This is a genomic window from Flavobacterium oncorhynchi, from assembly GCF_002217355.1.
GTDB classification, from domain to species: Bacteria; Bacteroidota; Bacteroidia; order Flavobacteriales; family Flavobacteriaceae; genus Flavobacterium; species Flavobacterium oncorhynchi.
The window spans coordinates 27,254-51,352 of the sequence record NZ_MUHA01000017.1; the positions used below are offsets into that span (position 1 = coordinate 27,254).

Below are 24,099 nucleotides of genomic sequence, written 5' to 3' on the forward strand. Positions count from 1 at the left end.
AAAAAATTAAAGCAATAGTAATATGAAATATATTTTAAATAAAAAGTATTGGGCGCCCATCGCACTTCTTACAATGATGGTTTTCGGCATGCTGTTTACCTCTTGTGATAACAACGATTCACAAGGCGGTGCGATCACAATTTCAAGAGTATTTTTAGAAGATGTCAATTCAACAGTGCCGGATAGAGAAGTTAGTTTTGCTCGTTTAGGCCAGTTGCTGCGTATTGAAGGTTCAGGATTTGAGGGGCTTAAGAAAGTATACATCAACGGATATTCTACCTATTTTAATGTAGTTTTTGTATCTAGCAATTCGATGCTTGTAAGCGTTTCGGCCGATACACCAATTTTAGAAGCAGATCCATCTGTGAGAAATACAATTCGTTTTGCAAATGATTCTAACGAAACCACTTTTAAATTTGAAATTCGCTCTGGAAAACCTGCTATAACTAATATTTCTAACACAATGCCAAATGCAGGAGAAACTATAACAGTTATAGGTACTGGATTAACCGAAGTAAGTAAAGTAGTTTTTCCTGGAAATGTTGAGGTAACAACAGGAATTACATCAACAGAAGATGGCGAATTATTTACAGTTAAAGTACCAAGCGGAATTTCAGATTTGGGAGGATCATTATTTGTTCAAACTTCAAATGGAGGTGTATATTCTCCAGCATATTTTAATTGTAAAAGAGGTGTTATTTTAGATTTTGACGGAAGAGGACAGCACAGTTTTTGGGGTACGCCTCCTGCCACAGGAATGATTTTGGGCACTGATATAGAATCGGCTTCGATAGGTGCAGGAAATCTTTCGCAAGGAAAATACGTACCGCATCGCCCGTCTCGTCTTGCTTCTATTGCTCCAGCAACAGGCAGAGCAACAGAAACATGGACAGCAGGAACTGGTGTTGATAACTGGAGAGCACAGTTAACTCCTTTTATTCCAGCCAGTACACCACTTGATAAAGTTGCATTTCAATTTGATATTTATGTACCAGATGCTTGGAAAGATTCAGGTTACTTGAAAATATGTACAGTCAATAATTTTAATGCAGGAACATGGTCTGGCGGAGTTTACAATTATATTCCTTGGCTTATTGATGGAAAATCAGTTGCTTTCCAAACTGCAGGATGGACAACGATTACTATTCCATTAAATAAATTTTATCAATGGTCTAAAGAACCTTTTACTTTCGAAGCTGTTTTAGCTTATCGAGAAGCCGCAACGTATCAAAACTTTGGAATTTGGTTCGAAAATGCAGATGTAAAAATGAAAGATGTTTTAGGAAATACCAGCGAAGTAGAATTTCCTTCAAAAGCAACTTCGGTAAAAGTATATACCGATAATTGGAGAATTGTACCATTAGACACACCAGTTTACAATGATTTTAACTAACAAAACTGCAAAATGAAATATAAATATATCTTACCAATAATTGCTTCATCATTAATGATTTTGTCATCATGCGATGATAATTTGATGGAGTGGGGAAAAGACCCAGAACATGGAGAAGTAACAGGAGCTGAACTTCCGTTAGCTTTAGTAGAAAAAATCAGCCGTTACGAACCTTTAAAAAACTATTCGGATTTTTCATTAGGAAACGGAATCGGAATAAGTTTGTACATGAGTGATGCCAATTATAGAAAGATTGTAAATGAAAATTTTGATGAGGTAACACCGGGTTACGAAATGAAACACGGCGCAATGGTAAATGCAAAAGGTGAAATTAATTTTACCAATGTAGATGCTTTTATCGCGGCAACAAAAAGTGCTGGACTAAAAGTTTTTGGACATACTTTAGTTTGGCATTCCAATCAAAATGCAAGTTATTTAAACGGTATTATTGCTCCAACCGTAATTCCGGGTTCAAGCGGAACTAATATTCTTGATGTTGCCGGTTTAAAAAACGGAACGTTTACAAACTGGTTAAGAAATAACCCAGGAAAAGGAATTTCTATTGCAGCAAATTCTGGTTTAGCAACAGGTTCACAAGCTATTAAAATGGAAGCAAGTGCAACCTCTTCGGCAGCACATCATTTACAATTAATATCTCCAAATATACCTATTGTGACAGGACATAACTACGAGATTTCATTTTATATAAAATCTGATGTTGCGGGTAAAGGACGTGTTGCATTTAATACCTCTTTAACCAATCAGTGGCCATATAAAGATTGGTTTGCAACGGGAGGAACTTGGACAGAGGCTTTTGCAACGACTTCTTCTTGGCAGCAAGTTAAAATTAAAGTAGCTCCTGGAGATTTTAAAGCAGGAAGTACCACATTCCAGTTTAATTTAGATTTAGGATATTTGCCAAATGTAACTTATTTAGTAGACGTAAACACTATTGCAGTTGTTGATCTTGATGCTTCTACTGGACCTGTTAATCTAGTTTCTAATGGAACTTTCAATTCAGGAATAACAGGATGGAGTAGAGCCAATGGAGCAGCCGATGCTTTAAGTGCAGGAACAGGAGCTTCAAATGTTTATGAGGGAAGCGGGTCAATGAAAGTAGTAAACGCGACATCGGATGCTGCAAACCAATGGAAAACCCAAATTCAAACTACTTTTACTTCTGCATTAGTAGCTGGAAAAAATTATACAATTTCTTATATGATTCGTTCGGAAGCAGCGGGTTCTGTAAGATGTTCAACGACACCATCATCAGTAGCAAATTATCAGCCAGATGAGTTAACTAGTACTACTTGGAAACAATTAGAATGGAAATTTATTGCAAAAGGAGGTGAGACTGGTTTTGGTTTTGATTTAGGAAGAGCTGCAGGAACTTATTATATCGATAATGTTTTAGTAACTGATGGATCGTCTTCGGGAACTGGACCAACAGCTCCAATAACAATTGACAAAACAGATGCCGAGAAAACCAAAATTATTGGCGATGCCATGACTAACTGGATTTCTAAAATGATGACGCATTATAAAACAGGAGTTTTTTCTTGGGATGTAGTAAATGAACCAATGAAAGAAGACGGAACTTTAAGAAATGGAACCGAAGGTGATACAGCGACAGATTATTTCTCATGGGTAAAATATCTAGGAAAAGATTATGCCGTTTCAGCATTCAAACTAGCACGTCAATATGGAAATGCAACCGATAAACTTTTCATAAATGATTACAATTTAGAATCGAGATTAGATAAATGTGACGGATTAATCGAATACGTAAAATATATTGAAAGCAAAGGAGCAACTGTTGACGGAATTGGAACGCAGATGCACATTGGTTTAACGACAGATAAAGATAAAATTGTTCAGATGTTTCAAAAATTAGCGGCTTCAGGAAAATTAATTAAAATTTCTGAGTTAGACGTAAGATTAGGAACTGCAACACCAACTGTAGTACAACAGGCTTCGCAAGCAGAAATGTATCAATATGTTATTGATATGTACAAAAAACACATTCCAGCAGCACAGCAATATGGAATCACGATTTGGGGAGTTTCTGATAATTCAAAAGAACATGAATATTGGCTTCCAAATGAATCTCCAAACCTTTGGGATGCTAATTATGTTCGTAAACATGCATACAAAGGCACTGCAGATGGTCTTGCAGGAAAAGATGTAAGTTTAGGATTTTCGGGTGAGTTAGTAAAACCGTAGTTTTTTTAAGTTGAGTATACGCGTAGTTTTGTCATTTCGAGGAACGAGAAATCTCTGCAAGAAACTCCTCAATCAGAATCAAAGCTGCTTTGTCAAAGTTTTAAGCTTTGACAAAGCTGCTTTGTTTTATTTTTAATATTAAAATAAAAAGTATGTTTCATATTTTAAAAAAAAAGTTCCTTCTGATAACTTTATTTATAATACATTTTGGATTTTGCCAAAATATACCCAGTCTTGAGAAAAAAGGAAATAAAACACAATTAATTGTAAACCAAAAACCATTCTTAATACGTGGAGGTGAATTAGGAAATTCCTCCGCAACAAGTATGGAAAGCATGGAAACTATTTGGTCGAAATTGGTTGACATGAATCTTAATACAGTCTTAACACCTGTTTATTGGGAACTTATCGAACAAGAAGAAGGTAAATTTGATTTTTCGTTAATTGATGATTTAATTCTTAGAGCACGAAAAGAGAATTTGAAACTCGTATTTTTATGGTTTGGATCTTGGAAAAACAGTATGTCAAGCCACGCTCCGGCTTGGGTAAAATTGAATCAGAAAAAATACCCAAGAGTGAAAGACGATCAAAATCGCAGTCATGAAATTTTAACGCCTTTTAGTGAAAACAATCTTCAAGCTGATTTAAATGCGTTCAAAAAATTGATGACGCACATTAAAGAATTGGATCAAAAGGAGCAAACTGTAATTATGATTCAAGTCGAAAATGAAATCGGAATGCTGCCAACCGCAAGAGATTATCATCCGTTAGCAAATGAAGCTTTTAAAAAAGAAGTTCCAAAAGAATTACTGCAATATCTTCAAAAAAATAAAGAAAAACTCGTTCCAGAGTTTTTAGAAATTTGGAAAAAAAACGGATTCAAAACTTCAGGGAATTGGGAAACGGTTTTTGGAAAAGGACTTCATACAGATGAAATTTTTATGGCTTGGTATTTTTCAAAATTTACCAATCAAATTGCAAAAGCAGGCAAAGACATTTATCCAATTCCGATGTTTGTTAATGCAGCTTTAAATGCACCCGAAAAAAAATCAGGTCAATATCCGAGTGCTGGACCGCTTCCGCATCTTATGGATGTTTGGAAAGCTGCGGGAAATTCGATTGACTTTTTGGCGCCCGATTTTTATAACCCATCTTTTAAACAATGGAATGATTTATTTACCCGTCAAGGTGATCCGTTATTTATTCCCGAACATCGTTTTGATGAAACGGCGCCTTTTAAAGGTTTATATGCAATTGGACATTATGAAGCAATTGGTTTTTCGCCATTTTCTATAGAATCTGTTGCCGATGCCAAAAAGGAACCTCTTGGAAAAATTTATGATTTGATAAAGCAGTTAACTCCAACTATTGAAACCAATAAAGGGCAAGGAAGAATTGACGGTGTTTTGTTAGACAAAGAAAATAATATACAGATTATTAAATTGGGAGATTATGAATTTACATTCAAACACGATTATACTCTAAATTGGTCTGATGGAGCAAAAGCTGAAGTTTGGCCAATGTCAAGTGCTATTATTATAGAAATTGCTAAGAACGAATTTTACATTGCGGGTTCAGGAATTGTTGTAACTTTTAAACCTTTAAAAGAAAATTTAAATGCAGGAATTTTAAAAACAGATCAAGGAAAATTTGAAGATGAAAAATGGAAAACCATAAGACATTTTAATGGAGATCAAACCCATCAAGGAAGACATTTAAGGATTTCTGTTGGCGATTTCGAAATCCAAAAAATAAAATTATATAGTTATGAATAGTTTTTTTTAGCCACGAATTTCTCGAATTGCCACTAATTTTTATTTTTTTAATTAAAAAATCCGTGTCATTGCAATATTATAGACAAAGTATGGATTAGTGTAATTTGCGAAATTCGTGGCAGACAAAAACACAGGAAGCTCTAAGAGAAAAACTTTAATAATAGATTAAAAGGTTTAGAAGGATTTTTTAATAATCTGTGTTAATCTTTTATCCCGATAGCTATCGGGAGTGGCAAAAAAAATAGATATCAAATGAAAAGCAAATTAACATTTTTAGCTATCCTTTTAAGCTTTGCAATTAATGCACAGATAAAACTTCCGCGATTGATAAGTGACGGAATGATTTTACAGAGGGATACAAAAGTCAACATTTGGGGCTGGGCATCGCCAAATGAAAAAATCGAACTCGAATTTAATCGTAAAGCTTACAAAACGACAACAGCTCAAGACGGAAAATGGTCGATAGAGCTTCCGTCACAAAAAGCAGGCGGTCCGTTCGAAATGACTTTAAAAGGTTCTAATACAATTGTGCTAAAAAATATTCTCTTTGGTGATGTCTGGCTTTGTTCGGGACAATCGAACATGGAACTTCCGATGGAAAGAATTAAAGATAAATACAAAGACGAAATTGCCAAATCTCAAAACTCAAACATCAGACAGTTTTTAGTTCCTGATGAATATTACTTCGAAAAAGAAAGAACCGATTTTTCTTCTGGTTCTTGGGTTGAAGCAAATCCAACAAGTGTTTTACAATTTACAGGAGTCGGCTATTTTTTTGCCAATGAAATCTACGAAAAATACAAAATTCCGATTGGCTTAATCAACAGTTCTTTGGGAGGTTCGCCTGCAGAATCTTGGATCAGTGAAGAAGGGATAAAAAAGTTCCCAGATTATTATGCAGAATATTTAAAATTTAAAGACGGAAAACTAGAAAAACAAATTGATGAAAGCGACCGAAAAGTAAGTTCAGATTGGTATAAATTATTAAATCAAACCGATCTTGGATTAAAGAATAAATGGGCAAATTCAGTCGATATTTCCGATTGGAAAACAATGAGTATTCCAGGTTATTGGGCCGATGGAGAACTAGGAAATATAAATGGTTCTGTTTGGTTTAAAAGAGAATTTACTTTAGACAAAATAAAGGAAAATCGAGCTAAATTAATTTTAGGACGAATTGTCGATGCGGATTCTGTTTTTGTAAACGGAAATTTTGTTGGAACAACGTCGTATCAATACCCGCCGAGAATTTATTCTTTTAATAGTACTATTTTAAAGGAAGGAAAAAATGAAATTACCATTCGTGTAATTAATAATTCTGGCAGAGGAGGTTTTGTAACCGATAAACCATATGAATTAACTATTGGCGATAAAACAATAGATTTAAAAGGGAATTGGAGCTATAAGTTAGGTTCAAAAATGCTTCCGCTGCCAGGGCAAACTTTTGTGAGATGGAAACCAGTCGGACTTTACAATGCCATGATTGCTCCATTGAAAAATTATCCTGTAAAAGGCGTTTTATGGTATCAGGGCGAAGCAAATACAAAAAAGCCATCCGAATATTTTTCGTTAATGGAAACTTTAATAAATAATTGGAGAACACTTTTTGATCAGGAAAAATTACCTTTTCTTTTGGTGCAGTTGCCCAATTTTATGGAACCAAAATCAGTGCCTTCAGAAAGTAATTGGGCTGCTTTGAGACAACAGCAGTTGAATACCTTGAAAGTTCCAAATACAGGATTGGCAGTTGCCATAGACTTAGGAGAATGGAATGATATTCATCCTTTAAATAAGTACGATGTTGGAAAAAGATTGTCACTTCAGGCTAGAAAATTGGTTTATAGTGAAAAAACTTTAGCCGCTTCAGGACCGCTTTACAAATCGATAATAAAAGAAGGAAACAAACTAATTTTAAGTTTTTCTAATGTTGGAACTGGATTGGTAATCAAAAATGGAGATGAATTGAAAGAGTTTGCGATAGCAGGAACTGATGGAAAGTTTGTTTGGGCAAAAGCTGAAATTAAAGGAGATAAAGTTATAGTTAGCAATGATTACGTCGCAGATCCAGTAAAAGTAAGATATGCTTGGGCAGATAATCCTACAGAAGCTAATTTGTTTAATAACGAAGGATTTCCGGCTTCGCCTTTTGAAGCGGGCTTGGATGATGAATGAATTTGTTGAGATTGGGATAGACAAAAAAGATTAGATTGTCTTCTTGTGCTGTCTAAAATAAATAAGAATATAAAAAGAAAAAACCGATTAGTTTCCTAATCGGTTTTCTTTTGCGGAGAAAGAGGGATTCGAACCCCCGGACCTGTTACAGTCAACAGTTTTCAAGACTGCCGCATTCGACCGCTCTGCCATTTCTCCAGTATGTTGCTCTCGTTTTCTGATTGCGAGTGCAAAGATAAGGTGTTTTTTGAATTGTGAAAATTTTTTTGGAACTATTTCTAAAAAAAAATATACTATATAAAAAGAAAACCCTTAACAAAGTTAAGGGTTTTCTTTTTCAGCGGAGAAAGAGGGATTCGAACCCCCGGACCTGTTACAGTCAACAGTTTTCAAGACTGCCGCATTCGACCGCTCTGCCATTTCTCCAGTATGTCGCTCTCATTATCTGATTGCGAGTGCAAATATAGTACGCTTTTCCGATTATAAAAACTTTTTTAGCGGTTTTTTTAAGTTATTTTTCAAGTGTCTAATTATCAGTATTTCCGAAAGTGAGGTTTTTGAAAAAATTACTCTAAGGCGTCTAAAATTGGTACTGGTTTTTTGTTTTCATCCACTGCAACAAACGAAAAAGTTCCTGAAACTACTGTTTCGCGAAGTTCTGAATACATTTGTTCCATAAAAATATCAACATGAATTTTACAGCTTGTTCTTCCAACGCTGACAACATTTGCTACTAATTCGATTAAAGTACCAGCTGGAATTGCTTTTTTAAAATCAATTTGACCAGTTGAAATCGTTACAACTTTCTTTCGGCTGAATCGCGTAGCGCAAATAAAAGCAACTTCGTCCATAAGATGAAGTGCTGTACCACCAAACAAAGTGTCGTAATGATTCGTTGTAATAGGAAAAACCGCTTTAAAAATATGAGTTTCCGATTTTGAAATTCTTTCTTCTAATGTCCCCATAAATTAATATGTTACGTATTCAGTAATTTCAAGACCATATCCAATCATTCCAACGCGTTTTGTTTGTTCTGTGTTAGAAACTAATCTAATTTTTGAAATATCAATATCATGGAGTATTTGAGCACCAATTCCGTAATCTTTACTATCAATGATTACTTTTGGAGCTTTCAAAGTTCCCTGTGATTGTAATACCTTAAGTTCAGAAATTCTGTTTAGTAAATTTACAGCCGTCATATCTTGGTTAATAAAGATTACAGCGCCTTTTCCATTTTCATTAATCACTTTAAACATATCGTCTAACTGCTGTTCAGCGTTGTTGGTTAATGTGCCTAATAAGTCGTTATTTACTTGTGAAGAGTGAATTCTCGTTAAGATTGGCTCACCAAGATTCCATGTTCCTTTAGTTAACGCAATATGAATTTGTTTATTTGTAGTTTGTTCGTATGCTCTTAAACGGAAAGTTCCAAAACGAGTTTCGATATCAAAATCTTCTTTTTTTATGATTAAGCTGTCGTGCTGCATTCTGTAGGCAACTAAATCTTCTATCGAAACTAATTTCAAATTGAATTTTTTAGCCACTTCAAAAAGTTCTGGTAAACGTGACATTGTTCCGTCTTCGTTTAAAATTTCGCAGATTACACCAGCAGGTTTAAAACCGGCTAGTCTTGCAAAATCAATAGCGGCTTCTGTATGGCCAGTTCTTCTTAAAACACCGCCTTGTTTAGCTATTAAAGGAAAAATGTGACCAGGACGCGCTAAATCATGAGGTTTTGTATTTGGATCAACTAATGATTGAACGGTTTTAGATCTATCTGCTGCCGAAATACCTGTTGTTACTCCATTGCCTTTCAAATCAATAGAAACAGTAAAAGCAGTTTCCATATGATCTGTATTGTTTGTAACCATTGCACGTAAATCAAGTTCCTTGCAACGGCTTTCTGTAAGAGGTGTACAGATTAATCCGCGTCCGTGAGTAGCCATGAAATTGATCATTTCCGGTGTTACTTTATCAGCAGCAGCCAAAAAATCACCTTCGTTTTCGCGATCTTCATCATCGACTACAATGATTACCTTACCTTGACGAATATCTTCTATGGCTTCTTCAATGGTATTCAGTTGAATTTTTGTTGACATAATTATTGTTTATTTTGAGCTGGTGAAAACCGCTCAGCAATTTTTTGAAATAGTTGTGAAATAGGAGTTGTTATCGCATCAAAATTAATTAATCCGTTGTCATTTGTAGCACGATAAGTAAGTAATACAGCTAATGGGAGTAATATAAACGAAGACATCCATGATCCCATAAAAGGAGACATTCCGCCTTCTTGCGATAATCTTTTTCCAAAAGTATTGATGAAGTGAAAAGAAATGAAAATTAAAACTGCAAAAACAATTGGTAATCCAAGTCCTCCTTTTCGGATAATAGCTCCTAATGGTGCACCAATAAAAAACATTAAAAAACAAGCAAAAGCAATTACGAATTTTTCATATAATGCTGTTAAGTGTTTGTTGATTTCGCGCTGTTTGTCTTTCAGATCTTTTTGAGTCGATTCAATTGAATATATGTTACTGGAAACATTACTGCTGGCCATTTTTAAAATGTCAGACTTTTGTTTGTTTGTGTATAAAGACAAAAGGTCGTTTGGTAAAGCTTTTTTCTTTTTGGCTTTATCTGTATTGATTGGAGCTATTGATTTTCTAATTCCAACACGCTGATTGATGTTTTCAGAAAATGAAATGATTTCGGTGTCTAGATTTTTGCTTAATGAGTCTAATGTATAGCGCAGTTCATTTACATTTAGCATTGCATTTGTTCCAGCAATGCTTTCTTTACTATCATCAACTTTATTTAATTCGGATAAATCAATGTTGATAATGTGTTTTTTAAAAGCCGCTTTTATAAATGGAAGCTTGGCACGATCCTCGTATTTTTTTGGAGTAACATCTTGATAGTAATAACCATTATTCAAAACCAGTTTTAAAATACTGGAATTTTCATTACTAATTAATTCTCCGTCTTTGGCTTTGATAACAGTTTTGTTTTCTCCAACGTTATTCGATTTTTCATGAATAGTAACGCCGGTTAGTATGTTTCCGTTTTCGCCAGATTTTTTATTTACTTTGATATTGTAAGTTCCAACATCGTTAAATTGTCCTTCGGCAATTGCCATCGCAGGTTTTGCCTGAGCAATATTTTTTCGGAAATTAACAAATTTATATTCAGCATAAGGAATAACGTTGTTGGCAAACCAAAAGGCTACAATACTCAAAACGAATATAAAAACAATCAGGACTCTCATAGCTCTTTGAAGCGATATTCCAGATGATTTCATCGCTGCAAATTCATAGTTTTCGGCCAAATTTCCGAAACTCATAATCGAAGCTAATAAAACTGATAAAGGTAAAACCAGCGGAATAATACGCGGCATTGAGAAAAGCAGGAATTTGATAACTAATATAAAGTCAAGATCCTTACCTGCAAGTTCTGCAATAAAAAGCCATACGGTTTGTAATATGAATATAAAAAAAAGGATTACGAATACCGTAGTAAACGTAATCAGAAATGTTTTTAGTAAGTATTTGTCTAAAATTTTCAACCTTGTAATTAATCTAATTTATTGATGTAGTATTTCGGGTATTTACTCGCTACAAAGGTAAATTGATTTTTTGATAAAGGCTGATTGGTTTTAAAAGAATTAACGGTTAAAGTAGTTTTTGTTCCGTTTTTTCCAGTTTCAATTAAGTTGTAAATGTGTTTTGTTTGAACATCAATGCCTAAAAGAATCTCTTTTCTTTGGTCCTTTGTGTTTGTAGGAGCAAGTTTGATATACTGGATTTTTCTTCCTTTAACATTTTGTACAATATCCATATTGTATTTGTAGCCAGAATTGAAAAAAGTCAACATTTTTGAAGGTGTGATCGCGTTGTCATCCTTTTCATTTACTTTAGAAATAGTAACTTCTTCGTCTTCAGGATTAATAGTATATGTTTTTTGTCCGTCAAATATTTTAGTTACACCCATAAAATTCAATACATATTGATTTCCTTTCATGGTTACATTTCCTTTACTGTCTTGATTAATATTTTCTTTTGCATTATTCAAAGAATATTTAAAATCGATTACAATATTGTTGTAGCTTTTTATTTTAGAAGTCACTTCGTTCAATAAATCTTTGGCTTTTTTATCCTGAGCTTGAATAGAAGTGAAGCTCAAAAGCAATAAAATCGCCATTTGAAAACACTTTTTAGTCGCGTTAGTGATAGAATTGTTCTTGATTTCCTGAATTTTTGTTCTCATGATTGGATTAATTTTGTTCATTGTTAAAAAATTGATCAAGAGCACTTAGATCAGAGATGTTCACGCTTCTCGCTTTACTGCCTTCAAAAGGCCCAACAATTCCAGCTGCTTCCAGCTGATCGATCAAACGACCGGCTCTGTTGTATCCTAATTTTAATTTTCGTTGCAGTAATGAAGCAGAACCTTGCTGTGCATTGACAATAATCTCTGCAGCTTCTCTAAATAAGGTATCTCTTTCGGAAATATCCATATCAAGATTAATGCCAGTTTCCTCTCCAACAAACTCTGGAAGTAAATAAGCTGTTGAATAGGCTTTTTGCGAACCAATAAAATCAGTTATTTTTTCCACTTCTGGAGTGTCGATAAAGGCACATTGAACACGAATTACATCATTCCCGTTTGAGTATAGCAAATCTCCACGTCCAATTAATTGATCAGCACCTTGCGTATCCAAGATAGTTCTAGAGTCAATTTTTGATGTTACTCTAAAAGCAATTCTCGCAGGGAAATTGGCTTTAATTAAACCTGTAATTACGTTTACAGACGGTCTTTGTGTTGCAATAATTAAGTGAATACCAATGGCACGCGCTAATTGAGCAAGACGGGCAATTGGAATTTCGACTTCTTTTCCTGCAGTCATAATTAAATCGGCGAACTCATCGACTACCAAAACAATGTAAGGTAAAAAACGATGTCCCGCTTCTGGATTTAATTTTCTTGATTTGAATTTTTCATTGTATTCTTTGATGTTACGAACCATTGCATCCTTTAATAAAGAATAACGATTGTCCATCTCAACACAAAGAGAATTTAAAGTATTTACAACTTTTGCATTATCTGTAATAATAGCATCTTCCGTATCTGGAAGTTTGGCTAAATAATGTCTTTCAATTTTATTGAAAAGCGTAAGTTCTACTTTTTTCGGGTCAACCAGCACAAATTTTACTTCGGCTGGATGTTTTTTGTATAAAAGCGAAGTTAAAACAGCATTTAATCCAACAGATTTTCCTTGTCCAGTAGCACCTGCCATTAATAAGTGAGGCATTTTGGCTAAATCGACAACAAAAGTTTCATTCGAAATGGTTTTTCCTAAAGCAATCGGCAGTTCCATTTCAGCTTCTTGAAATTTGGCTGAACCAATTACGCTTTTCATTGAAACCATAGTAGGATTCTTGTTAGGAACCTCAATACCAATAGTTCCTTTTCCTGGAATTGGAGCAATAATACGAATTCCTAATGCCGATAATGATAATGCAATATCGTCTTCTAAACTTTTAATTTTTGAAATTCTGATTCCGGCTTCCGGAACAATTTCATATAAAGTTACTGATGGACCAACGGTTGCTTTAATTTGCGCAATTTCAATTTTGTAGTTACGAAGTGTATCTACAATCTTGTTTTTATTTTCTTCTAATTCTTCTTGATTAATAGTGATTCCGCCTGTCGAATATTCTTTTAATAAATCGATGGTTGGGAATTTATAATTTGATAAATCTAAAGTTGGGTCAAACAATCCAAAATCAGCAACTAATCTTGAAGCTAGATTTTCTTCAATAATATCTTCTTCCTCGGCTTTTTCAATAACAAATTCTTCAGTATGAACTGGAGCAGTTATACTTACTGGATTAATATCCATCTGAACTGGTTTTACAACTGGATTTAAATCAATTTCTGATGAATGTGAAATAGTTGGTTTTAAGGCTTCTTTGTTGATTTCGAATTTAGAATCATCTGTTTTTAGGTGAATATTATCCAATTCAGGATCTTCTTCAATCGCAAATTCTTCTAGATTATAAGCGCTTTCTGGTTGTGGTGCAGGTTTTATAGCATTTAATTCAGATTTAAACTCTTTTTTAGTAGAGTCAAAGTAAGATTGAATTTTTTCTGGCGAGAGTTTAATTTTAAAAATTAAATAAACAATCAATCCAAAAAGTAATGTTAATAAAGTTCCTGTTTTGCCAATATAGTCTTGAAGGAAAAGATTTAATTCATAACCAATTGTTCCGCCAAGTTCTGGTGCCGAAGTTGCAAAAAATCCAAATAGAATTGAGATGATTATAACCGCAAATAAATCCCAAAACCAAGTGTTTTTTAGTTTTTTGGTGGAAAGTTCTAATGCTAAAAATAAACCAGTTAGGAAAAATAAACGTACAAATATAAAAGAGGCGATTCCGAAACCTTTATAAACAATCAAGTCAGCAAGAAATGCCCCGAATTTTCCGAGCCAGTTTTCTACAACTTCGCCGCGGTCTCCAAGCTGGCTGACCGCACTTTGGTCTGCTTGCCATTGTCCGTTAACATAAAAAGAAATAAATGCAACTAATAGTGCAATTGAAAAGAGCACCAAAAGACAGCCCACAACAAATTTTTGCTGTTTGGAAAATTTCCACGACCTAATTGTCTCTGTTTTTGATTCGTTTTTTTTGTCTGCAGTTTCCTTTTTGGTTGTTTTTGCCATTCTTGCTTTCCTTGCCTATGTAAATTTTGGAATATAAATAATTAAGCCTATTGCTATTGCAGTCATTGCGGCAAAAAACACCGCTCCAGCAGCAATATCTTTAATAAAACCGATTCGTTTGCTGTAATCAGGATGAATAAAATCGGCAATTTTTTCAACAGCCGTATTCAATCCTTCAACACTTAAAACTAAACCAATGGCTAAGGTTTGACAAAGCCATTCGGTTTGTGAAATATGAAAATAGAATCCAGCAATAGTCATTATAATTCCCAATGAGAATTGAACCATAATGCTGTGTTCTGTTTTTATAAGTTTTACAGCTCCGTTAAAAGCATATGTCATACTTTTTAATCGGCCGGTAACAAAGGTATTATCTTTTTGAAACTCCATTTATAGGAAAATATTATAGTGCAGCAAGAGCTGCTTCGTAATTTGGTTCATCTGCAATTTCTGCAACTTGCTCTGTATGTGTAATTGTACCGTCAGCATCTACAACAATAATTGCTCTTGAATGTAAACCTGCCAAAGGTCCGTCAACGATCTCTAAGCCGTTTGCTTTACCAAAACTTCCTTCTTTAAAATCAGATAAATTAACTACATTTTCTAAACCTTCTGCACCACAAAAACGTTTTTGAGCGAAAGGTAAATCTCTAGAAATACATAAAACTTTTGTGTTTTCTAAATCGCTTGCACTTTGGTTAAATTTTCTAACAGATGCTGCGCAAGTTCCTGTGTCAACACTTGGGAAAATGTTTAAAACTAATTTCTTACCAGCGAAATCACTTAATGAAGCAACTGATAAATCGTTTTGAACTAATTTGAAGTCAGCAAGTTTAGAACCAACTGCTGGTAACTCACCTGATGTATGAACTGGATTACCTCCTAATGTTATTGAAGCCATGATTTTTGTTTAAAATTAATGAGGCTCAAAAGTAAGGATTAATATTTGAATCTAAAAGTATTTATTATTCGTTTAAGGATAGATTAAGGTTGGTTTTTGGATAGCCGCGAATTCACGAATTTATCTCATAATTTTAGATTTATTACGCTTGTCAGGCTGAGCGGAGTCGAAGCCTAAGTAAGTAGCTCCACCATTTAAATTGATAACCTTTGTCGATTTGCTTTGCGTGGGCTTCGACTCCGCTCAGCCTGACAATGAGTACTTGTAAACTTTGACTGAAAACTACAAAAAAAAAAGCGTCTCTTATTCAGAAACGCTTTCTCGGTCATGTTTTTTTGTTTTTTCTCTGAAAAAAAGGACAATATTACTTGTCAATCGAGCCCAAAACGCGTTTCATGAATGCGTTTAAAGCTTCTTTTTTATCAGTTCCTTGCGAAACCATTTTGTGCACTTCAAGAGCACCATACATATTTGAAATCAATTCGCCAATTACGTCTAATTCTTCATCTTTTAAAGAAGGAATTTCGGTCATAGCTTCTAGAACTTCGATAGTTTCAATGATATAATCCTGATCGTTTTCTTCTATAAATTGCGTTAAGTGCTTTATTACTGGTAATTTCATAATTTAGACTTCTTAGATTTTTAGACATTCTTAGACTTCTTAGACTTTACTTTAAAATTTTTAAAACATCTAAGATGTCTAAAAATCTAAGCCAGTCTAACGATCTAAATTTAAGCAATTGCGTTTACAAGATCGATTAAAACTTCTTGTTTGTTGGTTTGAGTTTCTCCAACTAATTGTCCGTTTACAAAAGTTGCAAATGTTGGCAAGTTGCTAACGTTAGCAAGCTTTCTTGATTCAGGAGAATTTTCTGCATCAACCAAAACAAAAGTGATAGCTTCATTTTCTGTGGCTAATTTTTTGAATTTTGGTTTCATAATACGGCAGTTTCCACACCATGATGCTGAATATTGTACTACTACTTTTTCGTTTTTAGCAACTAAATCTGCTAACGTATCTTCGTTTAAGTCGATTAACATTTCTTTATTTTTTAAGGTGCTAAGTCGCTGAGGTACTAAGGTTCTAAGTTTTTTTTAGCCCTTAGTCCATAAAATGACTTAACGTTAAAATTATTTTTTTGAGATCTAAAGTCATCAAGGTTCTAAGATTCTAAGTGTTAATCTTAGAACCTGATAACTATATTGTAGAATTTTATTCAAGATTTAGAAGTTCAGTAAAAAAAGACTTAGCGTCTTAGTATCTTAGAACCTCAGAATCTTAAAAAGAATTAATTAGCGCTTAAGTATTCAGCAGTACTTAATCTATCTGCAGACATAGCTTCTTTACCAGCTTCCCAGTTTGCAGGACAAACTTCACCTTTAGTTTGGATGTGAGTGTAAGCATCAACCATTCTTAAGTATTCGTTTACGTTACGTCCTAATGGCATATCGTTTACACTTTCGTGGAAGATTTTTCCAGTTTCGTCAATTAAGTAAGTAGCTCTATAAGTTACGTTTGAACCTTCGATGATAACTGAATCAGTATCTTCGCTGTAGCTTGTAGATTCGATATCAAGAATACCTAAAATGTTAGCTAAGTTACGGTTTGTATCTGCTAAGATTGGGTAAGTAACACCTTCGATTCCACCATTGTTTTTTGGAGTATTTAACCAAGCAAAGTGAACTTCGTTAGTGTCGCAAGAAGCACCAATTACGATAGTATTTCTTTTTTCGAATTCTGGTAATGCAGCTTGAAAGGCGTGTAATTCAGTTGGACATACAAAAGTAAAATCTTTTGGGTACCAAAATAAAAGTACTTTTTTATTGTTGTTTACTGCTTCTTCAAAAATGTTGATTTTTAAATTGTCACCCATTTCTGAGATAGCATCTACTGCAATACTTGGGAATTTTTTTCCTACTAAAGACATAATATTCGTTTTACGTTAAAAATTTATTTGATGCAAAAGTAGGACATAACTACAGGTTCTTACAATAAGTTGTGATTATAAAAATTTATAAGTTGATAAGTTTTGATTATGTTATGTTGTAAATTATTGAATATCAATATTTACAGGAAGAGTCCCGCTGGTGATAAAATTTTCTAAAAATTGAATTCCTGCCGTTTTTTGGAATTCTTCAAAATCTTGGTACGCCTGAAATAATCCTGAAGCCTTTTTAAGATTCGGAATTATAGGTAAAACGTATGGATTTCCAAAAACATAGACGATACATTTTTTTGTTTCAAGCAAATCAGAAAGCAATTTTAAAACTTCATTGTCGATTTCGAAATTGTTCATTGGTTTTGCTTTTGGAACAAATAATGAAAGGATTATGGTTTCGAAATTTTCTAATTCTTTTTTAATTGTCGTACTATCTGAATCCTCCAGATTTTCAAAAGCAAATTCAGGTGAAGGTAATTTTGTACTTAAGGTTTTGAAGAAGCTGTTTTCGGTATTTTTATATAAACTTAGTTTGGCTAGTTTATTGTTCTTTTGAGAGGCAAAAGCTAATTCTGTGCTTGAATTGTCAATGATTTTTGTAATTACATTTTGAGCAATTTCTAGATTTAGAGCTGCTGTTTTTTCGAAGTTTAATTCGCCCGAAGCAGTAGTATTTCCAGAAAGAATTCCCGCTTTTTCTTTAGCTTTTATAATTCTATTAAAGCTTTCTTCAATACGTTCTGGCGAAGCATTTTTTAAGATTTCCTGAATTCCTTCAGGTACATTTTCGGCGAAACATAAAACATCATTTCCAGCATTAAAAGCTTCCCATTCTAAATGTCCTTTGGTTTCGTATAGCTTAGAAACGCTGTGCATATTTAAAGCGTCAGAAATAACCAAACCATCATAACCTAATTTATCACGCAATAAATCCTGAATAACTGCTTTTGATAAAGTTGCCGATGTGTCTTTTCCATCATTTAAACTCGGAACGGCCAAATGACCAATCATAATCGAATCGACATTATTTTCGATTCCTTTTATGAAAGGATACAATTCGTTTTCCATCAATTCTTCAAGAGTTTCCTTTAAAACCGGTAACCCTAAATGTGAATCAACATTAGTATTTCCGTGTCCAGGAAAGTGTTTCAGGCAGCCTAAAACGCCAACTTCAGACATTCCTTTTAAATATTCAATCGAAAAATCGGCTACTTTTTCTTTGTTTTCACCAAAAGATCGATATCCAATAACCGGATTATTTGGGTTATTATTAATGTCTGCCAAAGGCGATAAATTGTACTGAATTCCGGCTGCTTTTAAATCTAAACCAATTTGTTTTCCAACTTCGTAAACTAAATTCGATTTGCTTTCAGGCAAAGCACCTAGCGTAATTGCATATGGATATTGCGGCGTTTTTTCGATGCGCATTGCCAATCCCCATTCAGCATCAATACTAATTAAGAGGGGAGTAGAAGCTGCTTTTTGATAACGAGCAATCAGTACTTTAATTTTCTCATAGCTGTCATCGTTAAAAACAACTTTCTTCTTGCTTTCGTAGTTCGTTGCAGCGCTTGCACGACTGTGAAAAAAAGTTAGTCCGCCAATATTATGTTCTTTTATAAGGCGTTCTGTTTCCTGAATATTTTCTTCGGTATCGTTAATAAAAACGGCAGGAAAAAAGAACTGTCCAATTTTTTGTTTTAATGCTTCGGTTGTGATTTTCATTTTTATAAAGTCTTTTTCATACATACACTATTATCGACCTTTTCGTAAGGCGGATAATTTGGAATGATGGTATAGTTTAATTTTTGATATAGATTTATGGCTTCTGGCTGGTTTTTGCCCGTTTCCAGAATAGTGTGTTTGTATTTTACTTCGGCTGCCCAAATTTCTAATTCGGCCAATACTTTTGAGGCTATTCCTTTTTTTCGATAGTCAGGATGAACATACATTCGTTTAATTTCGACCGTATCTGATTCTTTTTCTCTAAAAGCACCACATCCAACCGCTTTATCATTTTCATAAAAAACGACAACATGTTTTATTTTATCGGTTTTGTTAAATTGATTGTAAAATGCATGATCATCGCCGTCTCTAATGGCTAAATCTTGATCTAATAAAACAACCAGATTTTTAAAATCGATATTGTCAGAATTTGTGCGTTTTATGGTAATCATGATTTCTGAAATAGTGTAAAATCGCTTTTATTTTAGTTTTGCTTTCTTTTGTTTTGTCAATTGCTTTTTCGTTTCAATTGCTTTTTCCAGTCGGTTTTTAAAACGGAAAAGTTTTGGCAAACCTTCGATTCTGTCTTCGATTGTAATCGCTTCATAAACAATAATAGCTTTTTCTAAAACTCGAATTTCATTGTCTAGATCGAGCTGATTTTTGTAAATAGCGGCAAGGCGATCATAAGAATGATTTCCTTTAAAACCTTCTTCTATGTTTTCTTCGTATAACGCAATTGCTTTTTCAATTTCTCCAGCTTTTTCAAATTCAATTGCTTTCAGGTTTCTTTCGGCCTGTTTAGTTTCATTGATTTCCATGGGCGTTATATGGTATAGCGTTTATTCTATTTTTTTACCGAAATCTTTCGGGAAATCTAAAAATCTAGAAAGTATTAAACCTGGAATTGTAGCTAATAATACCCAGATAAAGAAATTCTCGTAACCTAGATATTTTTGTATAAACCCGCTTAACATTCCCGGAAGCATCATTCCTAAAGCCATAAAACCAGTTGCAAGAGCGTAATGTGCTGTTTTCGATTCTCCTTCGGCAACATGTATTAAATACATCATAAACCCTGTAAAACCAAAACCATATCCAAACTGCTCAAGAACAACCGTTATACAGGTATAGAGATTTAGAGGAGAGTTAATTTCGAAAAAATAGAGATTTAAATGCAGATGAAAAATTTCTTCAGGTTGAAAATGCGCTAATCCAATAAAACCTATAATAGGTAAATGCATGGCAAGAAACATAGGAAGCATCCATTTTGTAAGTCCATGTTTAGAGATTGCAATTCCGCCTAAAATTCCTCCAACGGTTAAAGCAAAAATACCCAAAGTTCCATAGATTATTCCAACTGCTTCTGTATCTAATCCCATTCCGCCTAATTCTTTTCCGTCAAGTAAAAATGGGCTTAACATTTTTAAAAGCTGAGATTCTCCAAGTCTGAAAACAAGGATAAAAGCCAAAATTAAACCAATTTGTTTTTTTTGAAAGAAGCTGATAAATACCGTTGCAAAGCTTTGGTGCTGCTGTGCTTTTTTATCCTTTTCGGATGCGTTTATTTCATTTTTTGGCGTGAAGATAAAGTTGTAAGCAGTTATAAATGTCATTAATAAACCAACAGCAATCATGGTATAGGACCAAGCTTTGGTATTGTCGCTATATTTATGTTCTAGATAACCTGCAAAAAGTACAATTAATCCATTTCCTGCTAACATCGAAAGTCTGTAAAAAGTACTTCTGATTCCGAGGAAAAAAGATTGCTGTTCTTTTGGTAAAACCAATAAATAAAAGCCATCGCTGGCAATATCATTTGAAGCCGATGCAAAAGCAGCGACCCAAAAAATAGCCAGTGTCATTATAAAGAAGCCATTGAGCGGAATTGTAAATCCTACGAGTAAAAATGCAATTGAAATTAATAACTGCATCGATAAAAACCATTTTCTTTTGGTTCCGGTTAAATCAATAAAAGGGCTCCATAAAGGTTTAATTACCCACGGAAGATATAATAAACTGGTGTAAACACCAATGTCTTCATTTGAAATTCCTAAGTTTTTGTACATAATTACCGAAACAGAGATAATTACGGCGTATGGTAATCCAGAGGCAAAGTTAAGAAGCGGGATCCAAAACCAAGGAGAGTGATTATCTGTTTTCATTAGGTTGGGCAGGTAAATAGATTTTAAAATTCTTTTTTAAGTCAACAGCGGTTGGAGTGCTTTCATTGGCGTAATAGTCAATAAAGGTAACTGCGCAGGCTTTATATGGTCTGATTTTTTCAGCAGGAATTGAAAATGAAATAACACCATCTTTTTCAATCACTCTTATTTTGTCGATTATTTTCGTTGCATCGTTAATATCAACTTTTGAAATATGATCGCCTCCATAAATTACAATGTAACGCACATTTGTATTAAGCGGATTTTTTAAGCTGAATGAATATTTTGTACTGTCTTTTACAAATTCAGTAACAACAGGCGTATCAATTATAATGTGTTTTAAATTAGGAACAGCCGCAGGAATTGCAGGATATTTATATTGATTTTCTTCTAAAATTCGGGCAACATCAAAGTTTTTATTCATAAACCATTTTGAGCTGAAATAAGCGCTGCCTGATACATTTTTGAAAGTTCTTGCAAAGTCGACTTGCGTTGGAATTTCATTGGCAAAATTCCAGCTTTTATCGCCGTCACCTCTAATTTTATAAGAAGCGTGTCCAATATAAATAGCAGTATTATTGGAGTTCTCTGACCACCATTTTACCAATTTTGAGTACGAAGCTCTTGGATTATTCATGCTCCAATATAATTGTGGTAAAATATAATCGATCCACTTTTGATCCATCCATAAAAGAGGATCAGCATATAAATCGTCATAGTTTGATGTTGATTGTGTTTCAGAACCTCTTGGATCTTGTGTTTTATTTCTCCAAACCCCAAATGGGCTAATTCCGAATTGAACCCACGGCTTGCTTTCTTTTATTGTAGTCGAAATGGTATGTACAAAATTGCTCACATTTGCACGACGCCAGTCAGAACGGCTTAAGCCTGAACCATATTTTTTGAAGGAAGCGTTATCATTAAAAACTTTTCCAGGAATTGTATACGGGTAAAAATAATCATCAAAATGAATGGCATCAATATCGTATTTATCAACTACTTCTTTAACCACTTTGGTTAAATGTTCTTGAACTTCAGGTAAAGCTGGATCATAATACCATTTTCCGCCATATTCAATCATCCATTCTGGATGTTTGAAAAGATCATGATTTGGACTCAATTGCTGCTTATTTAAATCGAAAGTGGCACGATATGGATTCAGCCATGCGTGAAATTCAAAGCCTCTGCTATGTGCTTCTTCAATCATCCAAGCCAAAGTATCATAATATGGATTTGGTGCCTGACCTTCTTTTCCTGTCAAAAATCTTGACCAAGGTGCTAGTTCTGTTGGGTAAATAGCATCACCTACACTTCTAATTTGAACAATTACAGCATTGTAATTTAGTTTTTTATAGGTGTTTAAAATTTCTAAATAGTCAGCTTTTTCTTTTTCAACATTATCAATTGATGTTTTAGGCCAGTCGATGTTTACCACGGTGGCGATCCAAACACCTCTAAATTCATTTTTAGGATGCATTACTTTTTCTTGTGAAAAGGATTTCCATCCGAAGAAAAATAAAAATAGTATTGAGAACAGTAAGTGCTGGTTTTTATGCATTTCAATCTTTTTTAACAGAAACCAAAAATAGTTTTTTTAATGGATTATAATAAATAATTCAGAAATTATAATTTCAACGTTATTTGTGCGGATTTCTTACAATTGGTTTTTGTTTTTTATGACAGTTTTTACCGATTTTGAGTTTTTGGCAATTACTGTTTGATATTACTAGTTTTTATGATAATAAATTAAATGTATTTAGAAGATAAAAATCGAGGCGTAACTAAACGCCTCGATTTTAATAGATCTTATATTGCAGGATCTGGAGGTGTATTCGTATTGTTGTTTCTTTCAGAATCTGGATACGGATACCAATTACGGTTTCTTTCTGCACCAGGAGTTCCTGCACCTGGACGCTCGAATCTTCGGCTGTCTTCTAGTTTTAAACTTGACATGTACATTTCGATACAGCGATTTCTATAAATCTCAGTTAAAATAGCAGGTTTAGTCAGTGCTCCAGCGTATGGCGGCAGATTTGCTCCAATTCCGTAAGTATCTCCTGCAGCGGTTTTAGTCAAAACTTTGTTTAATTCTATAACGGCTTGAGGCAGATTGTCTTTTCTAGCATAAGCTTCTGCTGTAATTAGCGTCATTTCGCCTGGTAAATAAACAGGAATTGGTTTAAGATTAGTATCAAAAAAACCAGTTGCAACTGTAGGATTTGAACCCGGTTTAATGTAGAAATTTAACCTTCCGTCAGAACTAGAAGGGGCTAAAGCTGCAGGCAGACCTAAGGTTAAATCAACAGGCTGAAATACATTGTTTGTAGTTATAGAGATATAAGCAATTGGATTTGGACTAATTTGGTCGAAAGCAAATACTGATTTTACAGCAAGATCAACTTTGGCAGCATATGCGATAGCATTATCATAATCTCCTGCCATTAAATAAGTTCTTGCTAGAAGAGCATAGACTGTGTTTTTGTAATTAACAGTGCTTACTAAACCAGTAACTCCAGTTGCTTTGTCTAAAATAGGTTCTGTAGCTTTTAGAATTTTTATAGCTTCAGCTAAAACATCGGCTCTCGTATCAAAAGTGGCATTTTTTCCTGTTTTTAGAGGAACACTTTGAAAATACTGAACCATTGTAGTTATTGCCATTGCTTTGAAAATAGTAGCGTGAACGAGAACGCTCGCTTTTTCAGTTTCGGCAGTTAAAACATCAATATGATCAATAACTTTTTGCGATTCTGATTTAATAACAAGGCATTGCGACCATAGATTATTTACTACGTTATTTTTAGTAGAAAGTACTTCGCCGCCCACAGAAAGTTCACCTTCGTCAACATTTCCTGCATTTAGCAGTCGGAGTTCTTTTGTTGTAAATCCGTTTCCAGTAATAGTATTGTAAACAGGGCTGGTTCTGTCAATAGTCCAAAGTTGCTGCAATCCGTTTGCAGCACCAATAATTCCTTCTCTAGAACCAAAAACTAAATCCTGAGAGGGTTTGGTTGGATCCAAATACTCTTCGTTGCAGCTTATTAAAAGTGTTGCAAAGGCTACTATAGGGATGAATATTTTTTTCAT

At 34.1% G+C, this 24,099-nt stretch carries 20 protein-coding genes and 2 tRNA genes; 4 read left to right on the forward strand and 18 right to left on the reverse strand.

The genetic code is table 11. From position 1 onward, the window contains the following. Positions 1 to 22 precede the first annotated feature (22 nt). The 4 genes from B0A75_RS12280 to B0A75_RS12295 all read left to right on the forward strand — a co-directional run bounded on the left by B0A75_RS12280 (position 23) and on the right by B0A75_RS12295 (position 7,563). A complete protein-coding gene (locus B0A75_RS12280) occupies positions 23 to 1,393 on the forward strand; it encodes a glycan-binding surface protein (protein WP_089054567.1) in 1,371 nt (456 codons plus the stop codon). A 12-nt stretch (positions 1,394 to 1,405) separates the two neighbouring features. After that, complete coding sequence (locus B0A75_RS12285; protein ID WP_089054568.1) at positions 1,406 to 3,616, forward strand: endo-1,4-beta-xylanase; 2,211 nt, start codon at positions 1,406 to 1,408, stop codon at positions 3,614 to 3,616. Positions 3,617 to 3,768: 152 nt separating this feature from the next. Continuing rightward, positions 3,769 to 5,391: a GH35 family beta-galactosidase gene (locus tag B0A75_RS12290; RefSeq protein WP_089054569.1), complete on the forward strand. Its 1,623-nt coding sequence runs from the start codon at positions 3,769 to 3,771 to the stop codon at positions 5,389 to 5,391. 252 nt (positions 5,392 to 5,643) lie between these two features. After that, entirely contained in the window at positions 5,644 to 7,563 is a 1,920-nt protein-coding gene (locus tag B0A75_RS12295) for a sialate O-acetylesterase (RefSeq protein ID WP_089054570.1), read from the forward strand. 113 nt (positions 7,564 to 7,676) lie between these two features. Here B0A75_RS12295 and B0A75_RS12300 read toward each other — a convergent pair. The 18 genes from B0A75_RS12300 to B0A75_RS12385 form a co-directional block, all read right to left on the reverse strand. Next, positions 7,677 to 7,761: transfer RNA gene (locus tag B0A75_RS12300), tRNA-Ser, on the reverse strand. Positions 7,762 to 7,904: 143 nt separating this feature from the next. Next, positions 7,905 to 7,989, reverse strand: a tRNA-Ser gene (locus B0A75_RS12305). Between the two features lie 140 nt (positions 7,990 to 8,129). After that, positions 8,130 to 8,528: an acyl-CoA thioesterase gene (locus B0A75_RS12310; protein ID WP_089054571.1), complete on the reverse strand. Its 399-nt coding sequence runs from the start codon at positions 8,526 to 8,528 to the stop codon at positions 8,130 to 8,132. 3 nt (positions 8,529 to 8,531) lie between these two features. Next, positions 8,532 to 9,662, reverse strand: a complete 1,131-nt coding sequence (ribB, locus tag B0A75_RS12315; protein WP_164973687.1) for a 3,4-dihydroxy-2-butanone-4-phosphate synthase — start codon at positions 9,660 to 9,662, stop codon at positions 8,532 to 8,534. Between the two features lie 2 nt (positions 9,663 to 9,664). Beyond that, entirely contained in the window at positions 9,665 to 11,125 is a 1,461-nt protein-coding gene (locus B0A75_RS12320; protein WP_089054573.1) for an LptF/LptG family permease, read from the reverse strand. An 8-nt stretch (positions 11,126 to 11,133) separates the two neighbouring features. After that, entirely contained in the window at positions 11,134 to 11,826 is a 693-nt protein-coding gene (locus tag B0A75_RS12325) for a LolA family protein (protein WP_089054644.1), read from the reverse strand. 7 nt (positions 11,827 to 11,833) lie between these two features. Next, positions 11,834 to 14,284 (reverse strand): DNA translocase FtsK, encoded by a 2,451-nt coding sequence (locus B0A75_RS12330; protein WP_089054574.1) that lies wholly within the window; start codon positions 14,282 to 14,284, stop codon positions 11,834 to 11,836. Between the two features lie 15 nt (positions 14,285 to 14,299). Further along, the gene (locus tag B0A75_RS12335) at positions 14,300 to 14,674 is read right to left on the reverse strand and encodes a diacylglycerol kinase (protein ID WP_089054575.1); all 375 of its coding nucleotides are present in this window, start codon (positions 14,672 to 14,674) and stop codon (positions 14,300 to 14,302) included. Between the two features lie 13 nt (positions 14,675 to 14,687). Then, a complete protein-coding gene (tpx, locus tag B0A75_RS12340) occupies positions 14,688 to 15,185 on the reverse strand; it encodes a thiol peroxidase (protein ID WP_089054576.1) in 498 nt (165 codons plus the stop codon). 364 nt (positions 15,186 to 15,549) lie between these two features. After that, entirely contained in the window at positions 15,550 to 15,807 is a 258-nt protein-coding gene (locus B0A75_RS12345; RefSeq protein WP_089054577.1) for a DUF6952 family protein, read from the reverse strand. A 110-nt stretch (positions 15,808 to 15,917) separates the two neighbouring features. Then, positions 15,918 to 16,226, reverse strand: coding sequence for a thioredoxin family protein (locus B0A75_RS12350; RefSeq protein WP_007805605.1), 309 nt, complete (start codon positions 16,224 to 16,226; stop codon positions 15,918 to 15,920). 248 nt (positions 16,227 to 16,474) lie between these two features. Continuing rightward, on the reverse strand, positions 16,475 to 17,113 hold the full coding sequence (locus tag B0A75_RS12355) for a peroxiredoxin (protein ID WP_089054578.1): 639 nt from the start codon (positions 17,111 to 17,113) through the stop codon (positions 16,475 to 16,477). Positions 17,114 to 17,236: 123 nt separating this feature from the next. Then, the gene (locus B0A75_RS12360; RefSeq protein ID WP_089054645.1) at positions 17,237 to 18,850 is read right to left on the reverse strand and encodes a glycoside hydrolase family 3 protein; all 1,614 of its coding nucleotides are present in this window, start codon (positions 18,848 to 18,850) and stop codon (positions 17,237 to 17,239) included. A 2-nt stretch (positions 18,851 to 18,852) separates the two neighbouring features. Next, on the reverse strand, positions 18,853 to 19,302 hold the full coding sequence (locus tag B0A75_RS12365) for a GNAT family N-acetyltransferase (protein ID WP_089054579.1): 450 nt from the start codon (positions 19,300 to 19,302) through the stop codon (positions 18,853 to 18,855). A gap of 27 nt (positions 19,303 to 19,329) precedes the next feature. Continuing rightward, positions 19,330 to 19,671 carry a hypothetical protein gene (locus tag B0A75_RS12370; RefSeq protein WP_089054580.1) on the reverse strand — a complete coding sequence of 114 codons (342 nt, stop codon included), beginning with the start codon at positions 19,669 to 19,671 and terminating at the stop codon, positions 19,330 to 19,332. Positions 19,672 to 19,692: 21 nt separating this feature from the next. Beyond that, entirely contained in the window at positions 19,693 to 21,015 is a 1,323-nt protein-coding gene (locus tag B0A75_RS12375; RefSeq protein ID WP_089054581.1) for an MFS transporter, read from the reverse strand. Next, a complete protein-coding gene (locus B0A75_RS12380; RefSeq protein ID WP_089054582.1) occupies positions 21,002 to 22,573 on the reverse strand; it encodes a glycoside hydrolase family 10 protein in 1,572 nt (523 codons plus the stop codon). The genes B0A75_RS12375 and B0A75_RS12380 overlap by 14 nt, the downstream gene beginning before the upstream one ends. Before the next feature lie 248 nt (positions 22,574 to 22,821). Beyond that, the gene (locus tag B0A75_RS12385) at positions 22,822 to 24,099 is read right to left on the reverse strand and encodes a RagB/SusD family nutrient uptake outer membrane protein (RefSeq protein WP_089054583.1); all 1,278 of its coding nucleotides are present in this window, start codon (positions 24,097 to 24,099) and stop codon (positions 22,822 to 22,824) included.